General features: G+C 44.2%; 22 protein-coding genes and 1 riboswitch. Of the genes, 12 read left to right on the top strand and 10 right to left on the bottom strand.

Annotated elements, in window-relative coordinates; genetic code table 11:
- Window positions 1–90: 90 nt before the first annotated feature.
- Window positions 91–663: an LOG family protein gene (locus tag F824_RS0103565; RefSeq protein WP_026333472.1), complete on the top strand. Its 573-nt coding sequence runs from the start codon at window positions 91–93 to the stop codon at window positions 661–663.
- A gap of 80 nt (window positions 664–743) precedes the next feature.
- On the opposite strand, the gene F824_RS0103560 is transcribed toward F824_RS0103565, so the two are convergent.
- The 4 genes from F824_RS0103560 to F824_RS0103545 form a co-directional block, all read right to left on the bottom strand.
- Window positions 744–1,226 (bottom strand): GAF domain-containing protein, encoded by a 483-nt coding sequence (locus F824_RS0103560; RefSeq protein ID WP_019596484.1) that lies wholly within the window; start codon window positions 1,224–1,226, stop codon window positions 744–746.
- Window positions 1,227–1,231: 5 nt separating this feature from the next.
- Window positions 1,232–2,257, bottom strand: coding sequence for a bifunctional diaminohydroxyphosphoribosylaminopyrimidine deaminase/5-amino-6-(5-phosphoribosylamino)uracil reductase RibD (gene ribD / locus F824_RS0103555; protein WP_026333471.1), 1,026 nt, complete (start codon window positions 2,255–2,257; stop codon window positions 1,232–1,234).
- A 10-nt stretch (window positions 2,258–2,267) separates the two neighbouring features.
- On the bottom strand, window positions 2,268–3,068 hold the full coding sequence (locus F824_RS0103550; RefSeq protein WP_019596482.1) for a DUF4382 domain-containing protein: 801 nt from the start codon (window positions 3,066–3,068) through the stop codon (window positions 2,268–2,270).
- A 97-nt stretch (window positions 3,069–3,165) separates the two neighbouring features.
- The gene (locus tag F824_RS0103545) at window positions 3,166–3,969 is read right to left on the bottom strand and encodes a DUF4382 domain-containing protein (RefSeq protein WP_019596481.1); all 804 of its coding nucleotides are present in this window, start codon (window positions 3,967–3,969) and stop codon (window positions 3,166–3,168) included.
- A 120-nt stretch (window positions 3,970–4,089) separates the two neighbouring features.
- Between F824_RS0103545 and dgt the strand changes: the two genes are divergently transcribed.
- The 9 genes from dgt to F824_RS0103490 all read left to right on the top strand — a co-directional run bounded on the left by dgt (window position 4,090) and on the right by F824_RS0103490 (window position 17,395).
- Window positions 4,090–5,442, top strand: coding sequence for a dGTP triphosphohydrolase (gene dgt, locus F824_RS0103540; protein ID WP_026333470.1), 1,353 nt, complete (start codon window positions 4,090–4,092; stop codon window positions 5,440–5,442).
- A gap of 560 nt (window positions 5,443–6,002) precedes the next feature.
- Window positions 6,003–9,389, top strand: a complete 3,387-nt coding sequence (gene ileS / locus F824_RS0103535) for an isoleucine--tRNA ligase (protein WP_019596479.1) — start codon at window positions 6,003–6,005, stop codon at window positions 9,387–9,389.
- A 74-nt stretch (window positions 9,390–9,463) separates the two neighbouring features.
- On the top strand, window positions 9,464–10,111 hold the full coding sequence (locus F824_RS0103530; RefSeq protein WP_019596478.1) for a lipoprotein signal peptidase: 648 nt from the start codon (window positions 9,464–9,466) through the stop codon (window positions 10,109–10,111).
- 163 nt (window positions 10,112–10,274) lie between these two features.
- Window positions 10,275–10,895, top strand: coding sequence for a nicotinamide riboside transporter PnuC (gene pnuC / locus F824_RS0103525; RefSeq protein WP_019596477.1), 621 nt, complete (start codon window positions 10,275–10,277; stop codon window positions 10,893–10,895).
- Window positions 10,879–11,409: an AAA family ATPase gene (locus F824_RS0103520; RefSeq protein WP_019596476.1), complete on the top strand. Its 531-nt coding sequence runs from the start codon at window positions 10,879–10,881 to the stop codon at window positions 11,407–11,409. Before pnuC ends, F824_RS0103520 begins: the two co-directional genes overlap by 17 nt.
- Window positions 11,410–11,582: 173 nt before the next feature.
- Window positions 11,583–12,647, top strand: coding sequence for a fatty acid desaturase family protein (locus F824_RS0103515; RefSeq protein ID WP_019596475.1), 1,065 nt, complete (start codon window positions 11,583–11,585; stop codon window positions 12,645–12,647).
- A 202-nt stretch (window positions 12,648–12,849) separates the two neighbouring features.
- Window positions 12,850–12,947, top strand: a riboswitch (TPP riboswitch).
- Window positions 12,948–13,124: 177 nt separating this feature from the next.
- Window positions 13,125–15,524: a TonB-dependent receptor gene (locus tag F824_RS0103500; RefSeq protein WP_019596472.1), complete on the top strand. Its 2,400-nt coding sequence runs from the start codon at window positions 13,125–13,127 to the stop codon at window positions 15,522–15,524.
- Between the two features lie 369 nt (window positions 15,525–15,893).
- Complete coding sequence (locus F824_RS0103495) at window positions 15,894–17,054, top strand: 6-bladed beta-propeller (protein ID WP_019596471.1); 1,161 nt, start codon at window positions 15,894–15,896, stop codon at window positions 17,052–17,054.
- Entirely contained in the window at window positions 17,051–17,395 is a 345-nt protein-coding gene (locus tag F824_RS0103490; protein WP_019596470.1) for a hypothetical protein, read from the top strand. The genes F824_RS0103495 and F824_RS0103490 overlap by 4 nt, the downstream gene beginning before the upstream one ends.
- A gap of 32 nt (window positions 17,396–17,427) precedes the next feature.
- On the opposite strand, the gene F824_RS0103485 is transcribed toward F824_RS0103490, so the two are convergent.
- From F824_RS0103485 to F824_RS0103460, 5 genes are all read right to left on the bottom strand, one after another.
- A complete protein-coding gene (locus tag F824_RS0103485; protein WP_019596469.1) occupies window positions 17,428–17,892 on the bottom strand; it encodes a hypothetical protein in 465 nt (154 codons plus the stop codon).
- A 6-nt stretch (window positions 17,893–17,898) separates the two neighbouring features.
- Window positions 17,899–18,495: a hypothetical protein gene (locus tag F824_RS0103480; RefSeq protein ID WP_019596468.1), complete on the bottom strand. Its 597-nt coding sequence runs from the start codon at window positions 18,493–18,495 to the stop codon at window positions 17,899–17,901.
- 51 nt (window positions 18,496–18,546) lie between these two features.
- Entirely contained in the window at window positions 18,547–19,968 is a 1,422-nt protein-coding gene (locus F824_RS0103475) for a pyridoxal phosphate-dependent decarboxylase family protein (protein ID WP_019596467.1), read from the bottom strand.
- Between the two features lie 115 nt (window positions 19,969–20,083).
- Window positions 20,084–20,842 (bottom strand): SDR family NAD(P)-dependent oxidoreductase, encoded by a 759-nt coding sequence (locus tag F824_RS0103470; RefSeq protein ID WP_026333469.1) that lies wholly within the window; start codon window positions 20,840–20,842, stop codon window positions 20,084–20,086.
- 204 nt (window positions 20,843–21,046) lie between these two features.
- Window positions 21,047–21,523, bottom strand: coding sequence for a GNAT family N-acetyltransferase (locus F824_RS0103460; protein WP_019596464.1), 477 nt, complete (start codon window positions 21,521–21,523; stop codon window positions 21,047–21,049).
- Between the two features lie 110 nt (window positions 21,524–21,633).
- On the opposite strand from F824_RS0103460, the gene F824_RS0103455 reads away from it, so the two are divergent.
- A complete protein-coding gene (locus F824_RS0103455; protein ID WP_019596463.1) occupies window positions 21,634–22,407 on the top strand; it encodes a type III pantothenate kinase in 774 nt (257 codons plus the stop codon).
- Between the two features lie 78 nt (window positions 22,408–22,485).
- Here the strand turns inward: F824_RS0103455 and F824_RS0103450 are convergent, their stop codons facing one another.
- Window positions 22,486–23,169 (bottom strand): peptidoglycan DD-metalloendopeptidase family protein, encoded by a 684-nt coding sequence (locus tag F824_RS0103450; RefSeq protein WP_033405107.1) that lies wholly within the window; start codon window positions 23,167–23,169, stop codon window positions 22,486–22,488.
- Window positions 23,170–23,233: 64 nt separating this feature from the next.
- Between F824_RS0103450 and F824_RS0103445 the strand changes: the two genes are divergently transcribed.
- The gene (locus F824_RS0103445) at window positions 23,234–24,193 is read left to right on the top strand and encodes a pyridoxal-phosphate dependent enzyme (RefSeq protein WP_019596461.1); all 960 of its coding nucleotides are present in this window, start codon (window positions 23,234–23,236) and stop codon (window positions 24,191–24,193) included.
- Window positions 24,194–24,401: the final 208 nt, after the last annotated feature.

The raw sequence follows: 24,401 nt of genomic DNA, 5'->3' as shown, positions 1-24,401 counted from the left end.
TTAGGGATTTTTTTATTGGAAAGACTCCCTGCCAAAAATGGATGGAAATGGATGGAAATTTTTACATTTGAAAAATTCAAAAACACAGGCATGAAAAAAATCACGGTTTACTGCGGATCCAATAAGGGGAAAAATCCAGAATACGCCCAAGGCGCAAAAGAACTCGCTCAAGAAATGATCAAAAGAAATCTTTCCTTGGTTTATGGCGCCGGGAATGTGGGACTGATGGGCGTGATCGCAGATGAAATGTTGAAGGCCGGCCGGGATGTCATTGGCATTATCCCCCAAAAACTCGTCGACATCGAAGTTGCCCACAGGGGATGTACCGAGTTGATCGTGGTGGAGACCATGCGCGACCGAAAATGGCTGATGGCTGAAAAGGGAGATGGCTTCATCGCCATGCCGGGAGGAATAGGCACATTTGAAGAACTTTTCGAAATCATGACATTGAACCAACTGGCCTATATCAGCAAGCCATTGGCTTTATACAATTACAATGGCTATTACGATAAATTGATTGGTTTTTTGGAACATTCAGCCGCTGAAGGATTTCTGCACCAAGCCCAAATGGATTTGTTGATTGTATCCTCTGATCCAGGAGAAATTTTTGACAGAATGCTGGCTTTTGAGCCAAAACACAGTGAAAAATGGGAAGTGAAATAAAATTGATTGTAAAAAAGATTGTTGAAATCTGGACCTCTTTGGAAGTCCAGATTTTTTTTTCGACAAGAGAATGGTTTGTCTTACAAAACGGCCTCGACCATTCTCATCAATTTTTCGAGCCAATCAGCATCCACTTCATCAAAGTCATTGAGCTGATCGCTGTCAATGTCCATCACCAAAAATACTTTCCCATCCTTGAAAACCGGCAAAACAATCTCAGAACGGGAAGCCGAACTACAGGCAATGTGTCCCGGGAATGCATCCACATCCGGAACCAATTGGGTTTTTCCTTCTTTCCATGCTGCACCGCAAACGCCTTTCCCCAATCCGATCCGGGTACAGGCCAAGGGTCCCTGGAAAGGGCCGAGCACCAATTGCTCCCCTTTGACCAAATAAAAACCTACCCAAAAAAAACCGAAAGCCTCTTTCAAGACGGCGGAAATATTGGCAAGGTTGGCGATCAGATCCGTTTCGTCTGAAATCAGCGCTTCTATTTGTGGCAGTATGGCCGCATATTTTTCAGCCTTGTTGGCAGCGGTAGGAATGAATATTGATTCTGACATATGCGTTAACTTTTGTAAAAAACCCGGAGGCGATCCCCCATAATTTCACTTTCTAGATGTTTATGCTTTAAAATTGCCGGTGCAGGAATCCCTCCTCCAAAACTGGCAACACCAGTAAACACCCTTGCCTCGTCCCAAAGTTCGCTTTCGATAAATTTGCCCAGCAAATAACTGCCTCCTTCCACGATCAAGCTCTGAATATTTCTGCTGCGGAGATCTTCCAAGATCTCCGAAATCTGAAATCCATCCTCCAACTTCACATATTCGAGGTTGTCGAAAGTCTCATTCTTTAGGAAATTGTAACAGATAGTGGCTTGGCCTTGATCGAAAAGAGCCAAACTTTTGTCCAGTTCAAGTTTTTTGTCAATGACGATTCTCAACGGATCTTTACCGTCCCAGTCCCTTACATTCAATTTAGGATTGTCATATTTGGCCGTGTTGGTGCCCACCATGATGGCGTCTTCTTCGGCTCTCCAGCGATGTACCATTTGTCTGCTGTAGGGATTGCTGATCCATTTGGAATCAAAATTTTCTCTGGCCACAAATCCATCTTGGGACTGGGCCCACTTCAGGATCACATAAGGCCGCTGGTTTTCGATAAAAGTAAAAAACCGCCTGTTTTGAAAACGGAGCTCTTCTTCCAAAACCCCTGTAATTACCTCCACTCCAGCGTCCTTCAATATTTTAATCCCCTTTCCCCCTACCAATGGATTGGTGTCCACGGCACCGATCACCACTTTTTTTACTTGCTTTTCCACCAAAAGATGGGCACAAGGAGGGGTTTTTCCCCAGTGGGCACAGGGTTCCAAGGTTACGTAAACCGTGGATTCCGTCAATAGCTCTTGGTTTTGGACCGATTGGATGGCGACGACTTCAGCGTGAGGGCCTCCATAATATTTATGATAACCCTCTCCGATGATTTCTTCCTGATGGACAATGACACAGCCGACCATGGGATTGGGACTGACAGTTCCCAAACCCCATTCCGCCAGCTCCATGGCCCTTCGCATATGGATTTCATGTATTTTCAAAGGAGGGGAATTAAGGTTTTATTTTTTCAAGGGTTATGGTTCCCAAAGCGGTTGATTTTCCCGGAACGGCTAGGACGGAGTCCACTTTCACCTGTTTATAGGAAACGTCGGTCGGATGAATAAGAAGAAAATACTTCCCGTTCAATCCTCGGAAAAGAAATTTTCCGGCATCAAGGGAATCTACGCTTGTTCTTATCGTGTCAGAATTTTGGATCGCAAAGAGAATCGCCTTGAGACCTCTTGGAACCAAAGTCCCACCGATTTCTCCTGTTTCAAGTTTTGAAAAAGCCTGGATTTTTGGATTGATGGTTCGGTTTATTCCTGACCCAGCTGCCGCACTTGGATCCAGGTTCAGATCCAAATAATAGTCATGGGAAATTCCTGGGGACAGGTTAAAGTTTCCTGAAACAGACGGGGAAGCCCCTTCGGAATCCTTAAAAACCAATGGGGTTCTCACCCCTTTCCTAAGGATGTAATTGTCGGTTCCCAGCTTTAAGGTCATTTTGGTGATGGCGCCCAGCATAAACTCTCCCCTGCCAACCAAGAGTTGATTGCCCGCGAGCAATGCACTCAAGTTGACCTTTTTTTCGGAAGGCGTATAAGGGAGAAATTCCGGATTGGCATTATCTTGGCCCCGTGTACCCGTGACCTGGACTTCGACTCCCAATAACTCCACCCAAATTTCTTCAAAGGAAACCGTGGAGTCGACCAAATAAATGTTGACAAGTGCCTTGGACCTTTCTGCATCTTCTGTGGTGCAGGAATTGAAAAGAAAAAAGAGGATAAAAATAGAGAGCAGCTTGTTTTTCACAGTCCAAATTTATGAAAGAATGTCAAATTAGACCACACATTTCAAAAGCCTTGAAAAAAATAACCCTCGGATATCTATCCGAGGGTTCTGTATTTTGTTATTTGGTACTCAAATTCACCGTGGAAATTGTTTTGGTCTCTCCCATAGTGGTTTGGACCGGTGATATCACCAACTGCTCATAAGGAACTTTCGGGTTGATGACCACAATGTAATTCCCGGCCTTTAGGCCTCTCAATTTGAAGTAGCCATTCTCATCCGTAAAAGTAGAAACCGTATCCTGTCCCACAATTCCCAAAATGATGGGATCGGCATTGAGTGGCAAAACGATTCCCTGAATCCCAGCGGATCCTTCAGCGATCACCCGAATGACGGGCTTAAGGATATACTGGCCGGAGTTTCCGGCTTTCACTATGGATTTTCCAGCATCAAAGTCCAAGACAAGGTCATGGTCCACTCCTGGCTGCAATTTTTGGCTGATTTTTAGTTTCAAGCCGCTTTGCTGGGCGCTAGGGGTTTTCAATTCAATTTTTTTGCCATTTTGAATGATATAATTATCGGAACCCAACACCAATCTAATCTGGGAAATTTCTCCTGAGGGCACTTCAACTCCACCTAGGAAAACGTCATTGTTTCCAACTAAAGAAAGAAGGTTGATTTTTTGGTTTTCACTTTGTTGATTGATATTGATCCATGCCGCATCATTCTCTTCCTTTTCTCCTTTGAGAAGAAGTTTGACAGCAAGAACTTCCACCCATACTTCATCATAGTCGGCAGGAGCATCTACCATATAAATGTTGACTTGGGTTTTCCCCTGTGGGGTGTTTGAATTTTCTGAATCGCAGGATGCCGCCAAAACAAGGAGCATGATGCCAAAGGTTGCATTTTTGAGAAGGTTTTTCATATTGTTGGTTTCATTTGGATGATCGAACTTTTTATCGCCAATATTGATGCCACAAAAAATAAACCTCTATTTTTTCCCAAAAGATTCTGCCATTATTTCCCAGCTTTAGTATTTTTGGCGATGATGCAATGGGAAAAGTTATTGGCCTTGGGAAGATTTGATCCAAAATACCCCTCAAAACCGGGTAATGATCAATTCAGGAGTGAATTTGAGAAAGATTATGATCGGATTATTTTTTCGGCCCCTTTTAGAAATCTCCAGGACAAAACACAGGTATTCCCCCTTCCCGAAAATGACTTTGTCCATACACGGCTCACCCACAGCCTGGAGGTATCCAGTGTGGGAAGGTCTCTGGGGAAATCCGTTGGCGAATACCTCATCCAGAAATACCCGGTCTTGGGAGAAAACCAAATCAGCTCCTCTGATATCGGCTCCATTGTGGCAGCCGCCGCCCTCACCCATGATATTGGAAACCCACCATTTGGCCATGCGGGAGAAGACGCGATTTCGGATTTTTTTAAATTCCATCCCTATGGAAAGGTGTGGAACGAACACCTCAAACCCGAACAATGGGCTGATCTCTGCAATTTTGAAGGAAATGCCCAAGGGTTTCGCATGTTGCTGTCGAATATCAACGGACTGAAACTTTCCTTTGCCACCTTGGCGGCATTCACCAAATACCCCAGACCTGCTCTTGTTTCGGCAAAAGATCCAGAAAGAAAAAGCCAAAAGAAATATGGTTTTTTCTCGGATCAAATGGAGGATTTTAAATACCTCACCGAAAAACTCAGCATTTCAAGTTGGGGAAACGGCACCTGGCACAGGCATCCCTTGGCCTTTTTGGTAGAGGCTGCAGATGATATTTGCTACAGCATCATCGATCTGGAAGATGGCTGTACCTTGGGTTTGGTCAGCCTTGAAGAAAGTGTTGCGCTTTTGGCCGAGATTCTTGGAGACCGTTTTGATCCAAAAAAACTGGAAGGTTATCCCACGAATTCTCAAAAACTCGCCATTCTACGGGCAATGGCGATCAATCAGTTGATCCGGGAATGTGTGGAAGCCTTCAAATCCAATGAAGCCGAAATGCTTCTTGGCACATTTGACCGCGCCTTGACAGACATTATTCCCTCCAGTGAATCCCTTGCCAAAATCTCCAGGATTTCCATTGAAAAAATCTACCGCTCCTCTCCCGTCTTGGAAAAAGAGGCTGCTGGTTTTCAGGTCTTGGATGGACTGTTGGAGGTGTTTTCAAAAGCGCTTAACCATAAGTTTTACCAAACGGATCTGTTTTCCGGAAAAGACAAAAGCATCCTGAGACTGCTTCCGGAAGGTTTTCCTTTGGAAGGTTGGGAATCACACGTAAACCCTTATCCCATGCTGCGTGCCTTGGTCGATTTCATTTCCGGAATGACCGATAAGCATGCCCTCTCCTTTTACAGAAGGGTAAAAGGAATCGCCTTGCCGGGCGTATAAGTAATGATATTTGGTTGAAACCTTAAGGTCAAAATCTGAATACCCCGAAAAGGAATTGTAGGGGAGGAAATGCAAAAATGCGCAATCGGGAGTACATCTCTATGGCTGTGACACGGACGATCGTTTTACAGAGGCCAAATCCCACTTTCTTTTGCATATTTGTCTGCATCAATCGCTTGCTTGCAGAGACCCCACGCATCATTTATCAACCCATTTCACCTAAAACCCGAAATAGGCATTGGTTTCCCCAATGGGGTTGAAACTGCAAGAAAATCAGACTGTCCAAAGAACATTGCCAATTCCTATCACAATGAAGTCAAAAATTGTGAGCAACTGACTGATTAATAGGCAATTTTGGGCTGAAATAGAATTGGTAATGCAGAACACGGGTTAAACAACCAAAATCTCTTAACTTTGTGCCTGCTTTTGAAAGGGTTATTCTTTTCCTGATGAATTGATGGGAAAGATGACCGAGTCAAATAAAATCACGCCGCTTTGCTCCACTGGGGGATTTCCCAAGTGCCATTGGTGGTCAAATCAATGAAACCCTACTGAAAATCGTGAAAAAATACCAGGAGTTCAAACAAGTAGATTACCCCGAAATAGGGGAGAGTGTTCTTCAATACTGGAAAGAAAACAACATTTTTGCCAAATCTGTCGAAAACAGGCAAGGAGCTGAAACATTCACTTTTTTTGAGGGCCCCCCCTCTGCAAATGGAACTCCAGGAATCCACCACGTGATGGCCCGAACCTTAAAGGATGTGTTTTGTCGGTACAAGACGCTCCAAGGTTTTCAGGTGAAGCGGAAAGGCGGATGGGATACCCATGGACTTCCTGTGGAATTGCAAGTAGAAAAGGAACTTGGGATCACCAAGGAAGATATCGGCAAGAAAATCTCCGTAGAAGAATACAACAGAAAATGCCGGGAAACCGTCATGCGCTTCAAGGACGAGTGGGATGACTTGACCGAGAAAATCGGCTATTGGGTGGATCTGGACGACCCTTACATCACCTTCGAACCCGAATACATCGAGAGCGTCTGGAGTTTGCTCAAAAAACTCTACGAAAAACAACTGATCTATAAAGGCTACACCATACAGCCCTATTCCCCAGCGGCAGGTACGGGTCTGAGTTCGCATGAACTCAATCAACCCGGTTGCTACAGGGATGTGAAGGACACTTCCATTACTGCCCAGTTCAAAGTGAAAGGAGAGGAAAATACCTATCTACTTGCCTGGACCACCACCCCTTGGACTTTACCCTCCAACTCAGCCCTGGCGATCGGGGAAAAACTGGATTACGTAAAAGTCAAAACATTCAATCCCTACAACTTTGCTCCTGCTTCGGTCATCCTTGCCAAAGCCCGAATGGCTGCATTTTTCAATCCAAAAGCATCGGAAATTTCCCTTTCGGATTACACCCCAGGGGACAAATTGATCCCCTACGAAATCGTGGAAGAATACAAAGGAGCCCAACTTTTGGGTCTGGAGTATGAGCAATTGTTTCCGATAGATGGCCTTTCATTGCCTTACCCTGCATTTACGGTGATTTCAGGGGATTATGTGACCACTGAGGATGGCAGTGGCATCGTCCATCTCGCCAAAGCCTTCGGAGCGGATGACTTTCGGACCTTGACCCAGCAAAATGTCCCAGGACTATTTGTGAAAGACGAAAACGGAAACGAAGTTCCATTGGTGGACAAGCAAGGTAAATTTCTCCCTATAGTGGGTGAATATCTGGCAGATAAAATGAAAGAACATGAGATCGTGGCCCATAAAGAATATGGTGTGAATGATTTTTATGTAAAAAACTACACCAATGATGATGAGCAGGCAAAGGACTTCAAAAGCACCGACGTCATCATCACGATTATCCTAAAGAATGAAAACAAGGCCTTTAAGGTCGAAAAATACGAGCACAGTTATCCGCATTGCTGGAGAACGGACAAACCGATCCTTTACTATCCCATGGAAAGCTGGTTTATCAAAACCACTGCTTACAAGGACCGATTGGTGGAACTTAACAAAACAATCAACTGGAAACCGGAAGCCACCGGCACAGGTCGTTTTGGAAATTGGTTGGAAAATCTGGTGGATTGGAACCTTAGCCGCTCAAGGTTTTGGGGAACACCACTGCCCATCTGGAGAACAGAGGATGGTCTGGAGGAAAAATGCATCGGTTCCATTGCGGAACTCAATGCAGAGATCGCCATTTCCGTCGAAAAGGGATTTATGGCCGCCAATCCTTATGCGGGAAAAGAAATCGACCTGCACAGACCTTTTGTGGACGACGTGATCATGGTCTCTTCCAAGGGAGAAAAAATGAAACGTGAACTGGACTTGATTGATGTCTGGTTCGATTCAGGCGCCATGCCCTATGCGCAATGGCATTATCCTTTCGAAAACGAGGAAATCTTCAAAGCCAACTATCCTGCCGACTTCATTGCCGAAGGCGTCGATCAAACCAGGGGATGGTTCTTTACCTTGCACACCATTTCGGTGATGTTGTTTGATCGCGTGGCTTTCAAAAATGTCATTGCCAACGGTTTGGTATTAGACAAAAATGGCAACAAGATGTCCAAACGTCTTGGAAATGCCGTCGATCCCTTCAAGGCCCTCAAACAATACGGTCCCGATGCACTGAGGTGGTACATGCTCAGCAATGCCAACCCTTGGGACAACCTGAAATTCAATGAGGAAGGTGTCACCGAGGTACAGAGAAGGTTCTTCGGTACACTTCAAAACACATACAACTTCTTTGCCCTCTATGCCAATTTGGATCATTTCATCTATCAGGAGGATAAGAAAACTGCAGTGACCGATCGGCCTGAACTGGATCAATGGATCATTTCCAAACTGCAATCCTTGATTTCAGAAGTGGAATCCTCAATGGACAATTACGATGTGACCAAAGCCACCCGGACCATCATGAATTTCACCGTGGACCATCTGTCCAACTGGTATGTGCGATTGGCCAGAAAACGTTTTTGGAGAGGGGAAATGAATGCAGACAAACAAGCTGCGTACGAAACCCTTCATGAATGCCTCATGACTTTGACGCAGCTCATGTCCTCCTTTGCCCCTTTCTACTCGGACTGGTTGTTCAAGAACCTGACCCAGGGAGCTAAAAAATCAGGTCAGGACATTGCAGAATCCATCCATTTGAGCGATTGGAAATCCGCGGACCAAAGCTTGATCAATGCAGATGGCGAAGCGAGCATGCAAATGGCCCAAGAGATTTCTTCTTTGGTCCATTCCTTGAGAAAAAAGGAAAAACTTAAGGTGAGACAGCCTTTGCAAAAAATCCTGATCCCGGTATTGAGCGAAAAAATCAAGAACCAGATCCAACAGGTGGAAGATTTGATCCTGTCTGAAGTGAACATCAAGCATATTGAATACATAGACGACACTTCCGGCATCGTCGTGAAAAGCGTCAAACCCAATTTTGCTTTGCTGGGAAAACGCTTTGGACCAAAATTGAAAGCAGTTTCTGCAATCATCAATGCTTGGGGCAAGGAAGAAATTTCGCAAATAGAGAAAAACGGGGTTTTGGAAATGGCTCTGGAGGGAGAAACAGTCTCCTTGACCTTGGAAGATGTCTTGATTTCCTCGCAGGATATCCCAGGCTGGTCGGTTGCTTCCAGCGATGGATTGACTGTGGCCTTGGATGTAACCTTGACAGATGAATTGAAGCAGGAAGGAATCGCAAGGGACTTGGTCAACAGAATCCAGAATCTAAGAAAGGACATGGGGCTTGAAGTGCAGGACAAAATCACCATCAAAATCGCAAAACACGATGATTTGGTGAATGCAGCACTTGATAACTTTGCGCTTTACATCAAGACAGAAACGCAGGCTTTGTCCTTGGAGGTAAACGGCACAGTATCGGATGCCATACAATTGGATATGGACGATTTTGAATTGTCCGTGAAGGTCGAAAAGGCGTAAGACATTAATATTTCAGTCAAGAATTCGCGTATTGTTTAAAAAATTCTTAAATCTGTACCCTTCAAGCGCAACACATGAGGTATTTAAAATATTTTGGTATTTCCTTACTCATCATTATCATTGACCAAGCGGTGAAGATGTTGGTCCATTATGAGATGGATTTCGGCACTCCGGGGCAGATCAAGGTCTTTGGTGACTGGTTCAAATTGCACTATACGACCAACCCTGGCATGGCCTTCGGGATGCAGTTGGGGTCTGAATACGGAAAAATGATTCTGACCTCATTCAGGTTGATTGCCATGTTCGGGATCGGATATTATCTGTATTATCTGATCAAAAAAAGGGTCCATTCCGGATATATCTTTTGTATCTCGATGATTCTCGGTGGTGCCATCGGCAACCTGATCGACAGTGTCTTTTACGGAGTTTGGTTGAACAATGCACCCTACAATGCGCCCACACCTTGGTTTCATGGGCAAGTAATCGATATGTTTTACATTGATATTTGGGAGGGTTTTATCCCCGAATGGATCCCGATTTGGGGTGGAAGTTACACTGCCCTTTGGCCAATTTTCAACATTGCGGATGCTTCCATTTTCGTCGGTGTGGCCATCATCCTGATTTTCCAGGGACGTTTTTTCAAAGAGGAAAATGAAAATTCGGATAAAAAATCACTCGAAGAAGATGAGATTCAAAGACAATTTATAGAGGATAAAAACTAAGTCCAATATTCTGAACTTGGAAAAAAATACCCGGCCAAAGTGTCGGGTATTTTTGTTTTAAAAACAGCCTAAATGAATTTTCTCCTGAAAATATTACCCAAAAACTATTTTTTCATTCCAGAACAACCAAGATAATTCAAAAAAAATCGCTTTAATTCGCCACATGGATTGGCAATGGATTATAGAAGAATTGAAAGCAGGTTTGGCCCAAATGACCTGGTTGGAAGGAGTGGCTGTTTTTTTTGGAATCTCCAGCGTATTTTATTCCATCAAGAAGAAAATCCTTGTATTCCCTACCGGGATGATCAGCACATTGATCTACGTATATATTTGCCTAAAATTCAAACTGTATGCGGATATGGGCATCAATGCCTACTATTTCGGGATGTCCATTTATGGATGGTATCTCTGGAGCAGACCGCAGAATGGAAAGGAGGAACTGAAGGTCACCTGGCTGGACAAGGGCGGCATCATCCGTTCGGTGCTGCTGTTATTGGGATCCTATCTGCTTCTCTATTTGGTTTTGGCCAATTTCACGGACAGTGATGTGCCCTATTGGGATTCCTTCACCACCTCTACGGCCTTTGTGGGCATGTGGCTGATGGCCAAAAAGAAAGTGGAAAACTGGATTGCTTGGATCATTACGGACATCGCTTCGGTCCCACTGTATCTTTACAAAGGATTGCTGCTGACCTCCTTCCAATTTTTGTTTTTTACCGTTCTGGCCATCATTGGTTTGGTGAGTTGGATCAAAGCAACCAAAACCGATGGAGAAACCACTTAAAAAAATCGTAATCCTTGGCCCCGAATCCACGGGCAAAAGCACCTTGACCCAATCTTTGGCGGCACATTTCTCAGCGCCTTGGGTAAGGGAATACGCAAGGGAATATCTGGAAAGCTTGGATCGGCCATACGACTATCCCGACCTCTTGGAAATCGCCAAAGGACAGATCGCCTTGGAAAAAGAGATGGAATCCAGAGCAGAAAACTTTCTGTTTTGCGACACCAACCTCTTGGTGATTGAGGTTTGGAGCCAACACAAATTCGGGAAAACCGATCAATGGATTCTCGAAACTCTCCAAAAAAGGGAATATGATTTTATTCTTCTGACCGACATTGACATCCCTTGGCAGGATGATCCCCAAAGGGAACATCCCGAACCGAAAATGCGAGAATACTTTTTCAATCTCTATTTTCAAAAAATTGAAGCCTCAAAAACCCCATTTGCTGTGGTATCGGGACCTCCCGAAAAAAGATTTGCACTCGCTCTGGAAAAAATACAAAACCTTCTGTCTTAAAAGATGTTAATTTGCTACATGTCAATTTGATAGAATGACACATCTTCCACTTATTCCTCCATTTCAATGATTTATTTTGAACGATTCAAATCCTAAATTCCTTATATTTGTTCAAGTGCTTTCAGTCACCCAGCTGTTGGTCCAAAAAATTTACACCATTCCATAAATATCAAATGGCAATCCCAAGATTCAATACTGCTACTACTTTCCATGCAGATCTTAAAACCCGAATAAAAAACTATTTCTCTGAATCAGGAACAAAACCTACAGGCGACTCCGGCTTATATTTGAAAGCGATCATTTTGGTCGTTGCTTATATTGCGGTATATGCGCACCTGGTTTTCTTCACTCCCCATTGGACTTTGGCCGTATTGGAGTGTATCCTGTTGGGAGGACTCGCATCTGGAATTGGCTTCAATGTCATGCACGATGGCGCCCATGGAAGCTTTAGCAAAAAGGGCTGGATCAATGAACTCGCAGGCGTTTCCATCAATTTCCTTGGCGCGAATGTTTTTATGTGGAAAACGAAGCACAATGTCGTCCACCATTCCTTCACCAACATCGATGAGGTCGATGACGACATGAATGCAAGGCCTTTTTTGAGACTTTGCCCAAACCAAAAGCACCTTAAAATCCACAAATACCAGCATTACTATTTCCTTTTTGTGTATTCTTTATTGTACCTCTACTGGGTTTTTGTCACGGATTACAAAAAATATGTCACTCAAAAAGTGGGGATCATGCCGATCCAAAAAATGACTTGGAAAGACCATGTTTCCTTCTGGAGCTTTAAATTGACCCACTTGATCTTGTTCATCTTTATCCCGATCTATTTTGTGGGGGTCATTCCATGGTTGATCGGCTTCCTTATTTTTGGTTTTTCCACAGGCATTTTCCTGAGTACGGTATTCCAACTTGCGCATTCGGTGGAAGAAGCCTCTTTTCCACTTCCTGATAAGGTAACGAATAAGCTTGAGGACGACTGGGCAGTCCATCAATTGAAGACAACTTCAAATTTTGCCACGAAAAATAAAGTCCTTTCTTGGATGATCGGCGGTTTGAACTTTCAGATTGAACACCATTTGTTTCCAAATGTATCCCACATCCATTATCCTGCCATCAGCAAAATCATCAAGGAAACCTGTCGGGAATACAACATCCCCTATTTGGAACATGAAAAAATGAGATGGGCTTTTGCCTCACATGTGCACCATTTGAAAGCCCTTGGACATAAATAGAAATCAAGCCAAAATCCATTCACGGATGAAATCAATATTAAAAAAAAAGTAAGCTCCCGATGGGGTTTATTTTTTTGCCCCTTAGAAAAGGTTTTTATTTCCCCACCAAAGTTTGCGTTCTCTCAATTCATCAAGGATTAAAAAGGATGGATTAAAAAGATTTTTTTTTGCAATAATGGGCAGGACATAGTACATTCGTGGCTTAGATCATTAGGGGTGCCTTAAAAAAAACGGGCTGAGATCATACCCATAATACCTGATCCAGGTAATGCCGGCGAAGGGAAATGAGTAACCAATACAGAATAATTGTCACGAAGAAGAAAGCATTGAAGGGAGGAAAATCCCCTTGATCCGTGTGCCTTCATTTTTTGTGCCGGTGATTTTTGTATAGGTCAAGGGTAAACATAAAAAGGAAATCCCCCTTGATTTCCCCAAGTTTAACCACACCGCAATAGCGGTAAATATCTTATCAATACCATGAAAAAATTGACAACGACATTGGCCATTTGGCTGGTGGGGTTTGTGGCTGTATATGCTCAAACCAAAGTGAGCGGAAGTATCAAGGATTCCGCCACTGGAGAAGTATTGGTCGGTGCCAATGTATTTCTGGAAGGCACCGGAAGAGGAACCACCTCAGACCGAGAGGGAAAGTTTGAAATCAAAAACGTCCCGGAAGGATCCTATTCCCTAAAAGCATCCTTTATCGGTTTTGAGAGTTTTTCCCAGAAAATCGAAATGCCCTTGTCCGAAACATTGGAAATCGGCTTGGTTCCGACAAACCTATACACGGAGGAATTCATCGTCTATGCCACCAGAGCTTCCGAAACCACGCCTACTACCTTTAAAAACGTCAGCAAAGAGGACATCAGCAAATTGAATTTGGGACAGGATCTCCCGATGCTCCTCAATTTTACGCCTTCTGTGGTGAGTTTCTCAGATGCAGGAGCTGGGGTAGGCTATACCGGACTCAGGATCCGTGGCTCCGATCAATCCCGGATCAATGTCACCGTCAACGGAATCCCGATGAACGATGCGGAATCACACGGGGTATTTTGGGTAAACATGCCCGATTTTGCCTCCTCTGTGGACAATATCCAAATCCAAAGGGGAGTGGGCACTTCTACCAATGGTGCGGCCACCTTCGGGGCAAGTCTCAATATTCAAACTGATACCCGCCGAGACGAAGCTTATGCCGAAGTGGACAATTCCTTTGGCTCTTTCAACACCAGAAGACATACTGTTAAGGCCGGAACGGGACTATTGAATAACAAATGGGCAGTGGATGCAAGGCTTTCCCGGATCAGTTCCGACGGATATATTGACCGTGCATCATCTGACCTGAAATCCTACTTTGTTTCAGGAGGGTATTATGGCGAAAACCATGTCTTTAAGTTAAACGTTTTTTCCGGTGCAGAAAAAACCTACCAGGCTTGGGAAGGCGTTCCTGAAAATCTATTGGAAACCAACAGGACTTTCAACCTTTACACCTACGACAACCAAACCGACAATTACCAGCAAGACCACTATCAATTCATCTACGCAGGTAAATTTGGCAACAACTGGAAGGCCAATGCCGCACTCCATTATACCTACGGAAGGGGATATTATGAACAATTCCGGAAAAACGATCGCCTGACTAGATATGGATTGGCACCGATCGTCATCGGTGAAACCAGCATTGCAAGAACCGATATCATCAGGAGAAGATGGCTGGACAATGATTTCTTTGGAGGAGTATTCTCCTTTAATTATTTATCCGATGATGGAAAATGGGATGTCCTACTTGGCGGTGGTGCCAATCGCTACGATGGTGACCACTTCGGGGAAATCATCTGGATGGGCACCAGTGGATCCACCCAGATCAGGGATCGGTACTACGACAACACTGCTGTGAAAGATGACCGGAACATTTATGCAAAAGGCACTTTCGAAGCCCGAGAAAGACTGTTCCTCTTTGCCGATCTCCAATTTCGGGGCATCGATTATCGCTTTACCGGAATCAACAATGACCTTAGGGACATCTCCGGGGTACAGGAATTTCGGTTCTTCAATCCAAAATTCGGGTTTTCCTACGAAGCTTCAAATGGTGCTACCTGGTATGCATCGTATGCCGTCGCCAACCGGGAACCTGTAAGAAGGGATTTCACGGACAGTCCCTTGACCGAAACGCCAAGACCTGAAAATCTTCAGAACATTGAATTCGGTATCCGTGCCCAAAAGGAGCGGTTTACCTACAATGCCAATTTTTATTACATGAAATATAAGGACCAATTGGTGTTGACGGGCCAGTTGAATGATGTTGGATCTTATATCCGGGAAAATGTCGCCAATTCGTATCGGGCAGGAATTGAGTTGGATGGCGCTTATCGTCTGAATTCGAAGTGGACCCTTGGCGGGAATATTGCCTTCAGCAGAAACAAAATTGCGGCATTCACCGAGTACATCGATGATTATGCGGCGGCTGACTTCAGGCAGGAAGAAATCCAATATTCAGATGTGGACATCGCCTTTTCACCGAATATGATCGGAGCGGCCATTATCGATTTCAAACCCATAAAGGATTTGGAAATCAGTTTTCTCTACAAATACGTTAGCGAACAATTTCTAGACAATACCCAGGATGCCAACCGGAAACTGGATGCCTATTGGACAGGTGACCTTAGGTTCAATTATGCCCTTAGGCCACGGTTTGTGAAAAACATGGAAGTCACTTTGTTGGTCAACAATATTTTCAATAGACTTTACGAATCCAATGGCTATACCTTCAGCTATTTCGTCCCCAATGAAGGCCAAAGTGGCAGGGAACTGGTGACGGAAAATTTCTATTATCCACAGGCAGGGACCAATTTTCTGGCGGGGATAAAATTCCTTTTTTAAACCTGAAATATGCATAAGACGGGTTGAAATAATAAAGCCGTGGGAAATGATCCCACGGCTTTGTTGTTTATGGACGAAGATTTCTTTATGTCAACAGAAAATACTTAAGACAGCCTAATTTATTATGAAGGTTGTTCTGATTTACGATTGAAATTTCTTCCCATAGAATTTACATAAGGCTCTTTGATAAATTTTTAGTTTTTTTTAACTAAAGTTTTGAAAATAGTTTTTTTTTTTTAGAATTGGAAAACTAAATGATAGCGCTAATCAAAGGTTAAAGCGGCATCCGAAAAGCTCAATAGCGAAACCATAAAAAATAATTATTATGAAAATTTTTGAAAATCATCTGATTTTTAGCCTCCAAATTTGATGAAATATATACTCCTCCTCCTGTACCTACCATTTTTAGTTGCTTGCCAAACGCCAAAGCTTGAAAATGAAACAGCATCCTTCGTGGTCAAGGTATTTGATGCCGAAGAGAATGGTTTTAACCTCTATGATTTTGTGACGGAAATCGAATACATTCCCTTGATGTATGGAGGTGAAGAAAGTTTGACTCAAATTATTTCTAAATTGGAAGTAACCCCAAATTTCATTTATGTATTGAACTCCGACAATCGATCCCAGAAAAACATCCTAGTTTTTGATCCCAAGGGAAATTTCATAAAAAACATCCCTAAAATAGAAGCTGAGAATTACTTCTCTGGTGCCATCTCGGATTTTATTGTGGACGAAAATCAAAAACTCATTATTCTTGATAAAAAAAGTAACCTTATTACACTGAACCAGGACTTTAGCTATTCAAGTCATCATAAATTGCCCTTCCAAGCAGCCCAAATCCATAGAAGTGAGGCAAACGAAATCCTGTGTTACTCAAATGGAATGGCTTATGACCAACAAAGTGATTCTCTTTTTTACAATACCTTCATTTTGGACAAGGATTTTCGGATTATCAACACATTCGACCCTTTTGAAATTATTGTTGGGAAAGCAAGACACCACCATGCAATGTTTGGAAATATCCAGCATTCCGAAAATGGTTTTTTGTATTCTGAGTTTCTCAACGACACCATCTATGAAATTACCGGTTCGGCTAAAAAGGTCAGATACCTGGTGGATTTTGACAAGAATAGATTTGACAAATCAGCCTTTCCTGAAGCCATTATCGCCCCATTTTCACCTATTCTGATGGATCAATTCAAATGGGGATTAAATACACCTCTTGAAACTGATTCCTATTTTATGGCGGTATATTATGATAAAAATATTCCCATGGGCCTGTTGTTTGACAAAATGAAAAGTAAAACATATTTATTCAATCCCCTCAAAGTCCTGGAAAGTGAAAACATGATTCCTTGGCCTCAATTGTCCAGAAAAAATAATCTCTATGGTATTTTTAAGGAGAGCAGTTTTGAGGCCATGGATAAAAATATCATTCTTTCGCATGGTGCCGATTCTAATGTCAAAAAAATATACCAACACGTGCAAAAAAATTTAAATCCTGTAATCGTTAAATATCAACTCAAATGAAAACCCTAATCACCTTGATCTTGGTTCTGAATTCTCTGTTATTGAGCTCCAATGACAAATATGAGGTGACCTTTGACGGCCAAACCACCAAGTCAGAAATGTTTGCAAAAATTGAGGAGGCAAAATTGGCAGGAATAGATATAAAAATCCTCTACAGTTCCTTTACCAAGGAGGATAAATTGTCTATTATCCAGTTCAAAGCAATCGCAACCAACATCGGTGAAGCCTCCACTACTGTCGATTTCAAGAATAAAAATACCTGTGTGGGTTTTTTCCTTGATAAATCACCGGAAAAAAATCAACCAGCCTTCGGGGTCCAAGATTGCAAAAGCCAACCCTGACAAGCGCAAGTAAGAAAATCTGAACTTTAATTTCAATTCCTGATCCCTTCCGCAAAGAAATTCTTCTTCCAAAGATTCCTGCTGATCAGGTTGGCTGCATCGAGAATTTCATAGATGTTTTTTGGACTGAAAGGCGAAATGACCACCTTGAAATGCCCGTTTCGGTCCTTGTGGATCTCCAAGTCAAACTTGGAATGGAGTGACAACAGTTCTTTTGGGAAGAAAATCACTTTGGACGCGGGAGAGGCAATCTTTGGCTTGAACCCAAACCGGAGTTTGCTGGCCGTATAATGGTGGCAACTCAGATTTTCCTGAAAACCCCGCTCCTCCAATCTGAGTGAGGAATGATGCAAAAATTTCGGGTTAAAGTGGTGGACAAGTTCCAGGCCTCCCTTCACGAATCTGTAATTGATGCCATCCTCAAGGGAATGGATCACAGGAAGGTTGTTTTTGATTCCTAGAAACTTCCACAGGTTGTCGATCCTTCGAAGTTCCATTTGGGTTTATTTTGGTTTATTGATCAATTTAAAGTAATCCACGCAGGTGATCCGAATGGCGTCCCTTTCCTTCTCATCCTGAAGAATTGGCTTCCATTCCGCTCCAATCCACCATTCAAAATCATGATTCGCCAAAACCAAGGGATACAATTCCTCCACAAATGCAAAATGGGCAAATTTATCCCCATTGTCAAAATTCAATTCACCGGATTGGCTCCCATCTTTCGCAGTCCATCTGATCTTGATGGGAAACTCCTCCGGAGTTGGCTCAATATAGATATACGCCTCGTCCTTTAGTGTATTGACTAAAATCGATAAATTGAGCAAGGGAGTTTCTGCTTCCTGAACCCTTTTCCCAAATCGGTAGATAGTCATTTTGGCGTCTTCCCTACCTTCTCGATCGTAGTAAGCGGCCCTTACATTTTTGAAATACAAGTGGTCGGGAGCGGTCATCCGCATCACCGTCGTACCTTCTCCTGTATTGTCCGCCCTTCTTTCGTTGAAAAAGGAAAGTAAAAAAACCAAAAGCAATGAGCCAAACCCAAATATTTTCAGGATTTTGATAATTTCAGGGGAAAGGGTATCATTGCTCGACTTTGGCATTTTTTGAGTTCATGTCTACAGAAGCGAAAGGGGATAAGCAGTCTTCCAGATTTAACTTCTATGGAATGCCTCCAGCTTCTCTAACAATAAACCCCAAGCTTCCACGATATGTTTTTCCTCGACATCCGTCTGTGCTATTACCCAACGGATAACGAATTTCCCATCCAATTTGGTGTGGGTAAAAAAAGCTCTCCCTGTTTGGTTGACGGACTGCATCCATGCTTCATTTGTGAGATTGAGGGCTTCGGTCGTTTTCGAAGAATCCACATACCTAAAGCAAATGGTATTCAAAGGAACGGGCGCTAAAATCTCCATTTCTGGGTGCTCTTCGATCCATGATTTCGCAAGTTGGGCCAATTGGTTGTGCTTTCTGATTTTTTCCCTTATTCCTTCCATACCGTAGGTTCTGATGACAAACCAGAGCTTCAAGGCCCTGAATCGTCTCCCCAGTTGAATTCCCCAATCCCGGTAATTATTCACCTCAGCATCCAATTGGGTTTTGAGGTATTCCGGGGTCATCGAAAAAGTGTTGACCAGATACTGCGGTTCCTTGACATATAGTACCGTACAGTCAAAATTGGTAAACATCCATTTGTGGGGATTGAAAACATAGCTGTCCGCTTTTTCATGGCCTTTGATCATCCATTGAAACTCAGGAAGCAGGAGTGCCGTCCCGGCATAAGCCGCATCGATATGGTGCCAAATTCCATGTTTTTCGCAGATGTCAGAAATGGCTTCGACCGGATCAAGTGCCGTTGAACTGGTCGTGCCCAAAGCCGAAACTACGCAAAGCGGGACGAATCCCTTTTCCAGATCCGACAGGATGGCCGCTTCCAATGCTTCCGGAACCATCGCAAATGCCGAATCCACAGCGACCGTCACCAGATTCTCTTGACCGATCCCTGCGATTTTCACGGCTTTGTCGATGGAGGAATGCACGTGTGAGGAGCTGTAAATCCTAAATTTTTCATTTCCCTGAAAACCTTTTTGGTTGATCTGGTATTGGGAAACCTTTTCCCTGGCGGTAAGAATCGCAGAAAGAGTAGCCGTAGATGCGGTATCCTGAATCACACCTTTCCAGCTTTTGTCGATTCCTTTCGCATCCCTCAGCCAATCCAAGACCCTTTCCTCCAATTCCGTGGCGGCTGGACTGGTCATCCAAGACATGCACTGGGCACCAAGCGTGGCCACAAGCATCTCTGCCAAAATGGACGGCTCCGAATTGTTTGCCGGGAAATACCCGAAGAAATTTGGGTGCTGCCAGTGGGTCATTCCCGGGACGATGATTTTTTCGAAATCCTTGAAAATGGCGGCAAAGGCCTCTCCTTCCTCAGGCGCATTATTTGGGAATTGATTGTAAATTTCCCTGGGTCGGACATTTGGGGTGACGGGATATTTTTCTTTATCCTCCATATAATCCGCCATCCAATCCACCAGGAGATGGGCATTTTTTCGAAACTCTTCTTTGGTCATATCGGTAAGGGAAGCAATTGGGGACAGGGTTCAATCTTTTTTACTGTTGGATAATAAAATCCGGCACTAGAAATCCGGTGCATTACAGCGGATTTTTTCTCCATTTTAATCCCAATCAATGCACATAGGAGCCTGCATTGATATCAATGGTGGTCCCGGTGGCATGGTCGGCCATGCCGGAACAGAGCAAGGTGACCATTGGAGAAATATCCTTCGGCTCGGTAAGTTCGGTCAAAGCAATATCATTCAAGGCATATTCCTCACCATACTGGTCCATAAAGTCCTGGGCCATGTCTGTCCTGGTAAAACCCGGCGCAATGATAAAGGCCTTGATTCCTTCTTTCCCATAATACCGGGCAATGGATCGGGTATAACTCACGATCGCTCCCTTAGAAGCGGCGTAGGCAAAATAATCCGGGGTGTCGCCCCGAAAAGCCGCTCTGGAGGAAATGTTGATGATCCTGCCGTTTTGGTTTTGCCTTGCGTGTTCGATAAATTCCTTGCAGATAATGGCAAGGGCATTGATATTCACGTCCATGGTTTTGAGCCAGGCACCGGTCCAGGCATCGGTTTTGGCAGTATCCGGGATGCTCACCGCAATGCCGGCATTGTTCACCACGGCATCGATCTTTCCATAAGTCTTGACCAATTCCGGGATCCAACCCTTGACCAACTCCAAGTTGGACAGGTCGCAAGGAACCAGATGGGAAGGACCAGACAGCGTTTTCTGAACCTGTTCGGCCTGCTCGAGGTTGGTATTGAAATGGATCAGCACTTCTGCTCCTGAACTTGAAAGCTGTTCGGCGATGGCCCTGCCGATTCCTCTGGAAGCACCGGTGACCAGTATTCTTTGATTTTTTAGGGAAATTTCCATGGTGAATTGAATGGGTTTGAAATACAATACTGTCTTCTATCTAAAATTTGGGAATGCCCTTTATCAATAAAAATCGCAATGATTTTCAAGCCTTAGAAAACATCAGTTGATTCTCTATCGCGAATGACCAATTATAAAAGCCTTTCGGTTCAAATAGCGCTCTTGTTTCCCGATTCATTTCACCGCTTTGAATCATATCAAGCATCAATCCAACAACACTCGGATTTCGGTGGATTGGAGGTGGCAATTGAGCCAACCGCCTTCTAGATCGGCGCCGTATTTGTTGTAAAAATTGATGGCGGGACTGTTCCAATCCAAGACCTGCCACATCATTCCCGTGCAGTTTTCCTCCAACGATTTTTTCATGACCCGGTCAAAAAGCAATTTGCCAGCACCATGCCCCCGCTCGGATTCCGTCACGACGATGTCTTCCAGATAAAGTCTTTTGCCTTTCCAGGTACTGTATCGGTAATAATAAATGGCAATCCCGATGATTTCTTCCGTGCTCACCTTTTGGGCAACGAAAAAACCAAAAACCGGATGCGGACCAAAACCGTCTTTTTCCATCATTTCGATTGTGTTCGTCACCTGCTCCGGGGCCTTTTCGTAGAGGGCCAGTTCTTTCACCAGCTCCAAAACCCGTGGAAGATCCTCTTTTTTTCCTGCTCTTAATGTGTACATAATCGGAAATTAGGCAAAATTTCAAAAAGCTTAAAATCAATTTTTATATTTGGTAGAATTGTCTTGATTTTGAGCGGGTCCTTTTCTGTACTACAAACCAAAACTAACTGATGTTTCTATCCATTGATGCAGGCAATTCCAATATTGTCTTTGGCTTTTACCAAGAGGTATCGCAATCCTGGATCCATGAATGCCGGATCGAAACCACTCCTGACCTTTCCTTGCTCCACATCGAAAAACAACTGCATTTGTTCTTTTTGGAAAATGAAATCAAGCCCGATCAAATCCAACGCATTGGTTTCAGTTCGGTGGTTCCGGATGTGAACCTGATTGTGGAGCAATTTTGTCGGCACTATTTGGGAAAGCCTGTGTTTCGGGTCAATGCCAAGCGTTACAAAAACCTTAGGGTCAGCACGAAAAATCCCAATGAAATCGGTTCAGACCTGATGTGCAATGTCACCGCTGCCTATGAAAAATTCGGAAAATCCGTGATCATCGTGGACTTTGGCACCGCCTTGACCTTCACGGCAGTTTCGGACAATGGGGAAATTCTCGGCGTCAATATCGTCCCGGGATTGCATACAGCCGTCAAGGCACTTTCCATGAATACAGCCAAGCTTCCTCTGGTAAAACTTGAGTTTCCAAAATCCGCATTGGGAACAAATACCACCGAATCCATCCAAGCCGGAATTCTCTATGGCTACACTGGGTTGGTCAAGGGCATGCTGCAAGCCATCGAGGGGGAATTGGGTTTCCCCAGCAAAATCATCGCAACTGGAGGTTTGTCCTCCATCCTCCACACCCTGAAAGACCGATTTGACCTGGTCGACCGGAACCTGACCTTGGAAGGAATCCGCCTGATCACGCTTGCAAACGGGAAATAACGGCAATCCTATTTGGGGAAAATGCTGGTTTTGATCGATGTTATTTTCCCATTCCAATCCAAAATCCTTCTTCGCTGATCAGTTCTTGGGAAATCCTATCAGCAGGTTGGGGTCGAGGCAAATCCTGCGGTACTTTTCGATTTCCCTATGGGAACAAACCCCTGGAAAATCCCCCTTCATCCCCAAGAGATCCGCCATGACCTGAAAATGCAGATGGGGTGGCCAGTCTCCATTTTCCGGGTACGGTCCCAATCTACAAAATTCACTGCCAGCAGCAATCACTTTACCTACTTCCAAATCCCTAATGTCCGCCCTTGACAAATGGCCATACAGCGTGTAAAAAGAAAACCCCTTCAAGGCATGCTCCAAGATGATGGTCGGACCATAATTGCCAAAGCCTGCATTGTCTTGAAAACTGTGGACTTTTCCCTCCAAGGGCGCAAAGACAGGGCTTCCCGCAGCTCCCCAGATGTCAATGCCAAGATGGATATCCCGGAAATCTTCCTCCGCGGTGGCAAAAACGGCACTCCTCCTATAAATCGCTCTTTTCTCAAAATAGCCTCCTATTCCAAAATCCTTTCCTTCCGACTCCAGCAAACCAGACACATAGCCGTCAAAGGCTGCCGTATTGCTGAGATCGAGGTGTTCCAATTCAGGATTATTTGGGGAAAAATCCAGGTTTCGGGTATTCAATTCGGTCAAATTAATGCCCATGATGGGATAAAAAGGCGTTTGAGCCAGAGTCTCGGGAAGTGATGACATCGCGTAAATTTTTCGCAAGATAAAAATTTTGTCTATTGGATTCCCTTCCTCTATCTTTATTCCCATGAATACGACACCAAAGACCCCTTCTCTGGAGGATATCCGGGAAGCCCACCAAAGGATCCAGCCATTTATCCATAAAACCCCCATTTTGACTTCTTCGGCCATTGATGCGATGGCGGGATGTCAGATTTTTTTCAAATGTGAGAATTTTCAAAAAGTCGGCGCTTTCAAGGCCCGTGGTGCCGCAAATGCCGTGATGAAACTTAGCCCGGAACAGCTTGCCAAGGGAGTTGCCACCCATTCCAGCGGCAACCATGCTGCAGCTTTGGCGCGCGCCGCCACCATTGCCGGGATCAAATCCTACATTGTGATGCCTTCCAACGCACCGGAAATCAAGAAAAAAGCGGTGCGCTCTTACGGTGGCGAAATCATCGAATGCGAACCCAATTTGATCGCCAGGGAAACAACTTTAAATGCTGTAGTCGAAAAAACCGGAGCCACTTTTATCCCCCCTTATGATGCGATGGATGTGATCGAAGGACAGGCGACTTGTGCTTTGGAAATGTGGGAGGAATCCATTGCCTTTGACACCATCATGGCTCCCGTGGGCGGTGGGGGATTGTTGGCGGGAACAGCTTTGACCACCCACTACATTTCTCCCGACACCAAAATCATCGCGGGAGAACCAGAAGGCGCCGACGATGCCTTCCGCTCTTTCCAAGCCAAGAAACTGATCCCTATGACAGTCCCCAAGACAATTGCGGATGGACTATTGACTTCGCTTGGGAAAATCAATTTTGACATCATCCTGGAATATGTCGACGATATCCTCACGGTAAACGACGAAGAAATCATTGCCGCCATGAGGCTGGTGTACGAAAGGATGAAAATCATCATCGAACCCAGTTGTGCCGTCCCTTTGGCGGCCTTATTGAAAAACAAGGAGCGCTTTGCAGGCCAGAAAGTCGGGATTATTCTCTCTGGAGGCAATGTTGATCTGGCAAAATTGCCTTTTAAATAGAGATTAAAACCCGTTTCAAGACGTTTAGCAAAATCTAGCCGAATCGGTATAAATATTGCTCACAGAGGGCGCCATGGGATAGGAAAGAAAAAATAAGGGGGGGGGTTATCTCGAAAAAACCTCTGCGAACTTCGTGTGAAACTTTGCGCTCTTCGTGAAAAAATCATTTCTCGCAGAGTCCGCAAAGTGTTTCGCAAAGGACACAAAG

The sequence above is a fragment of the Rhodonellum psychrophilum GCM71 = DSM 17998 genome, assembly GCF_000381545.1.
GTDB classification, from domain to species: Bacteria; Bacteroidota; Bacteroidia; order Cytophagales; family Cyclobacteriaceae; genus Rhodonellum; species Rhodonellum psychrophilum.
The sequence above is the reverse complement of the archived record's forward strand: the minus strand, read 5'-3'. Positions and strand labels throughout refer to the sequence as shown.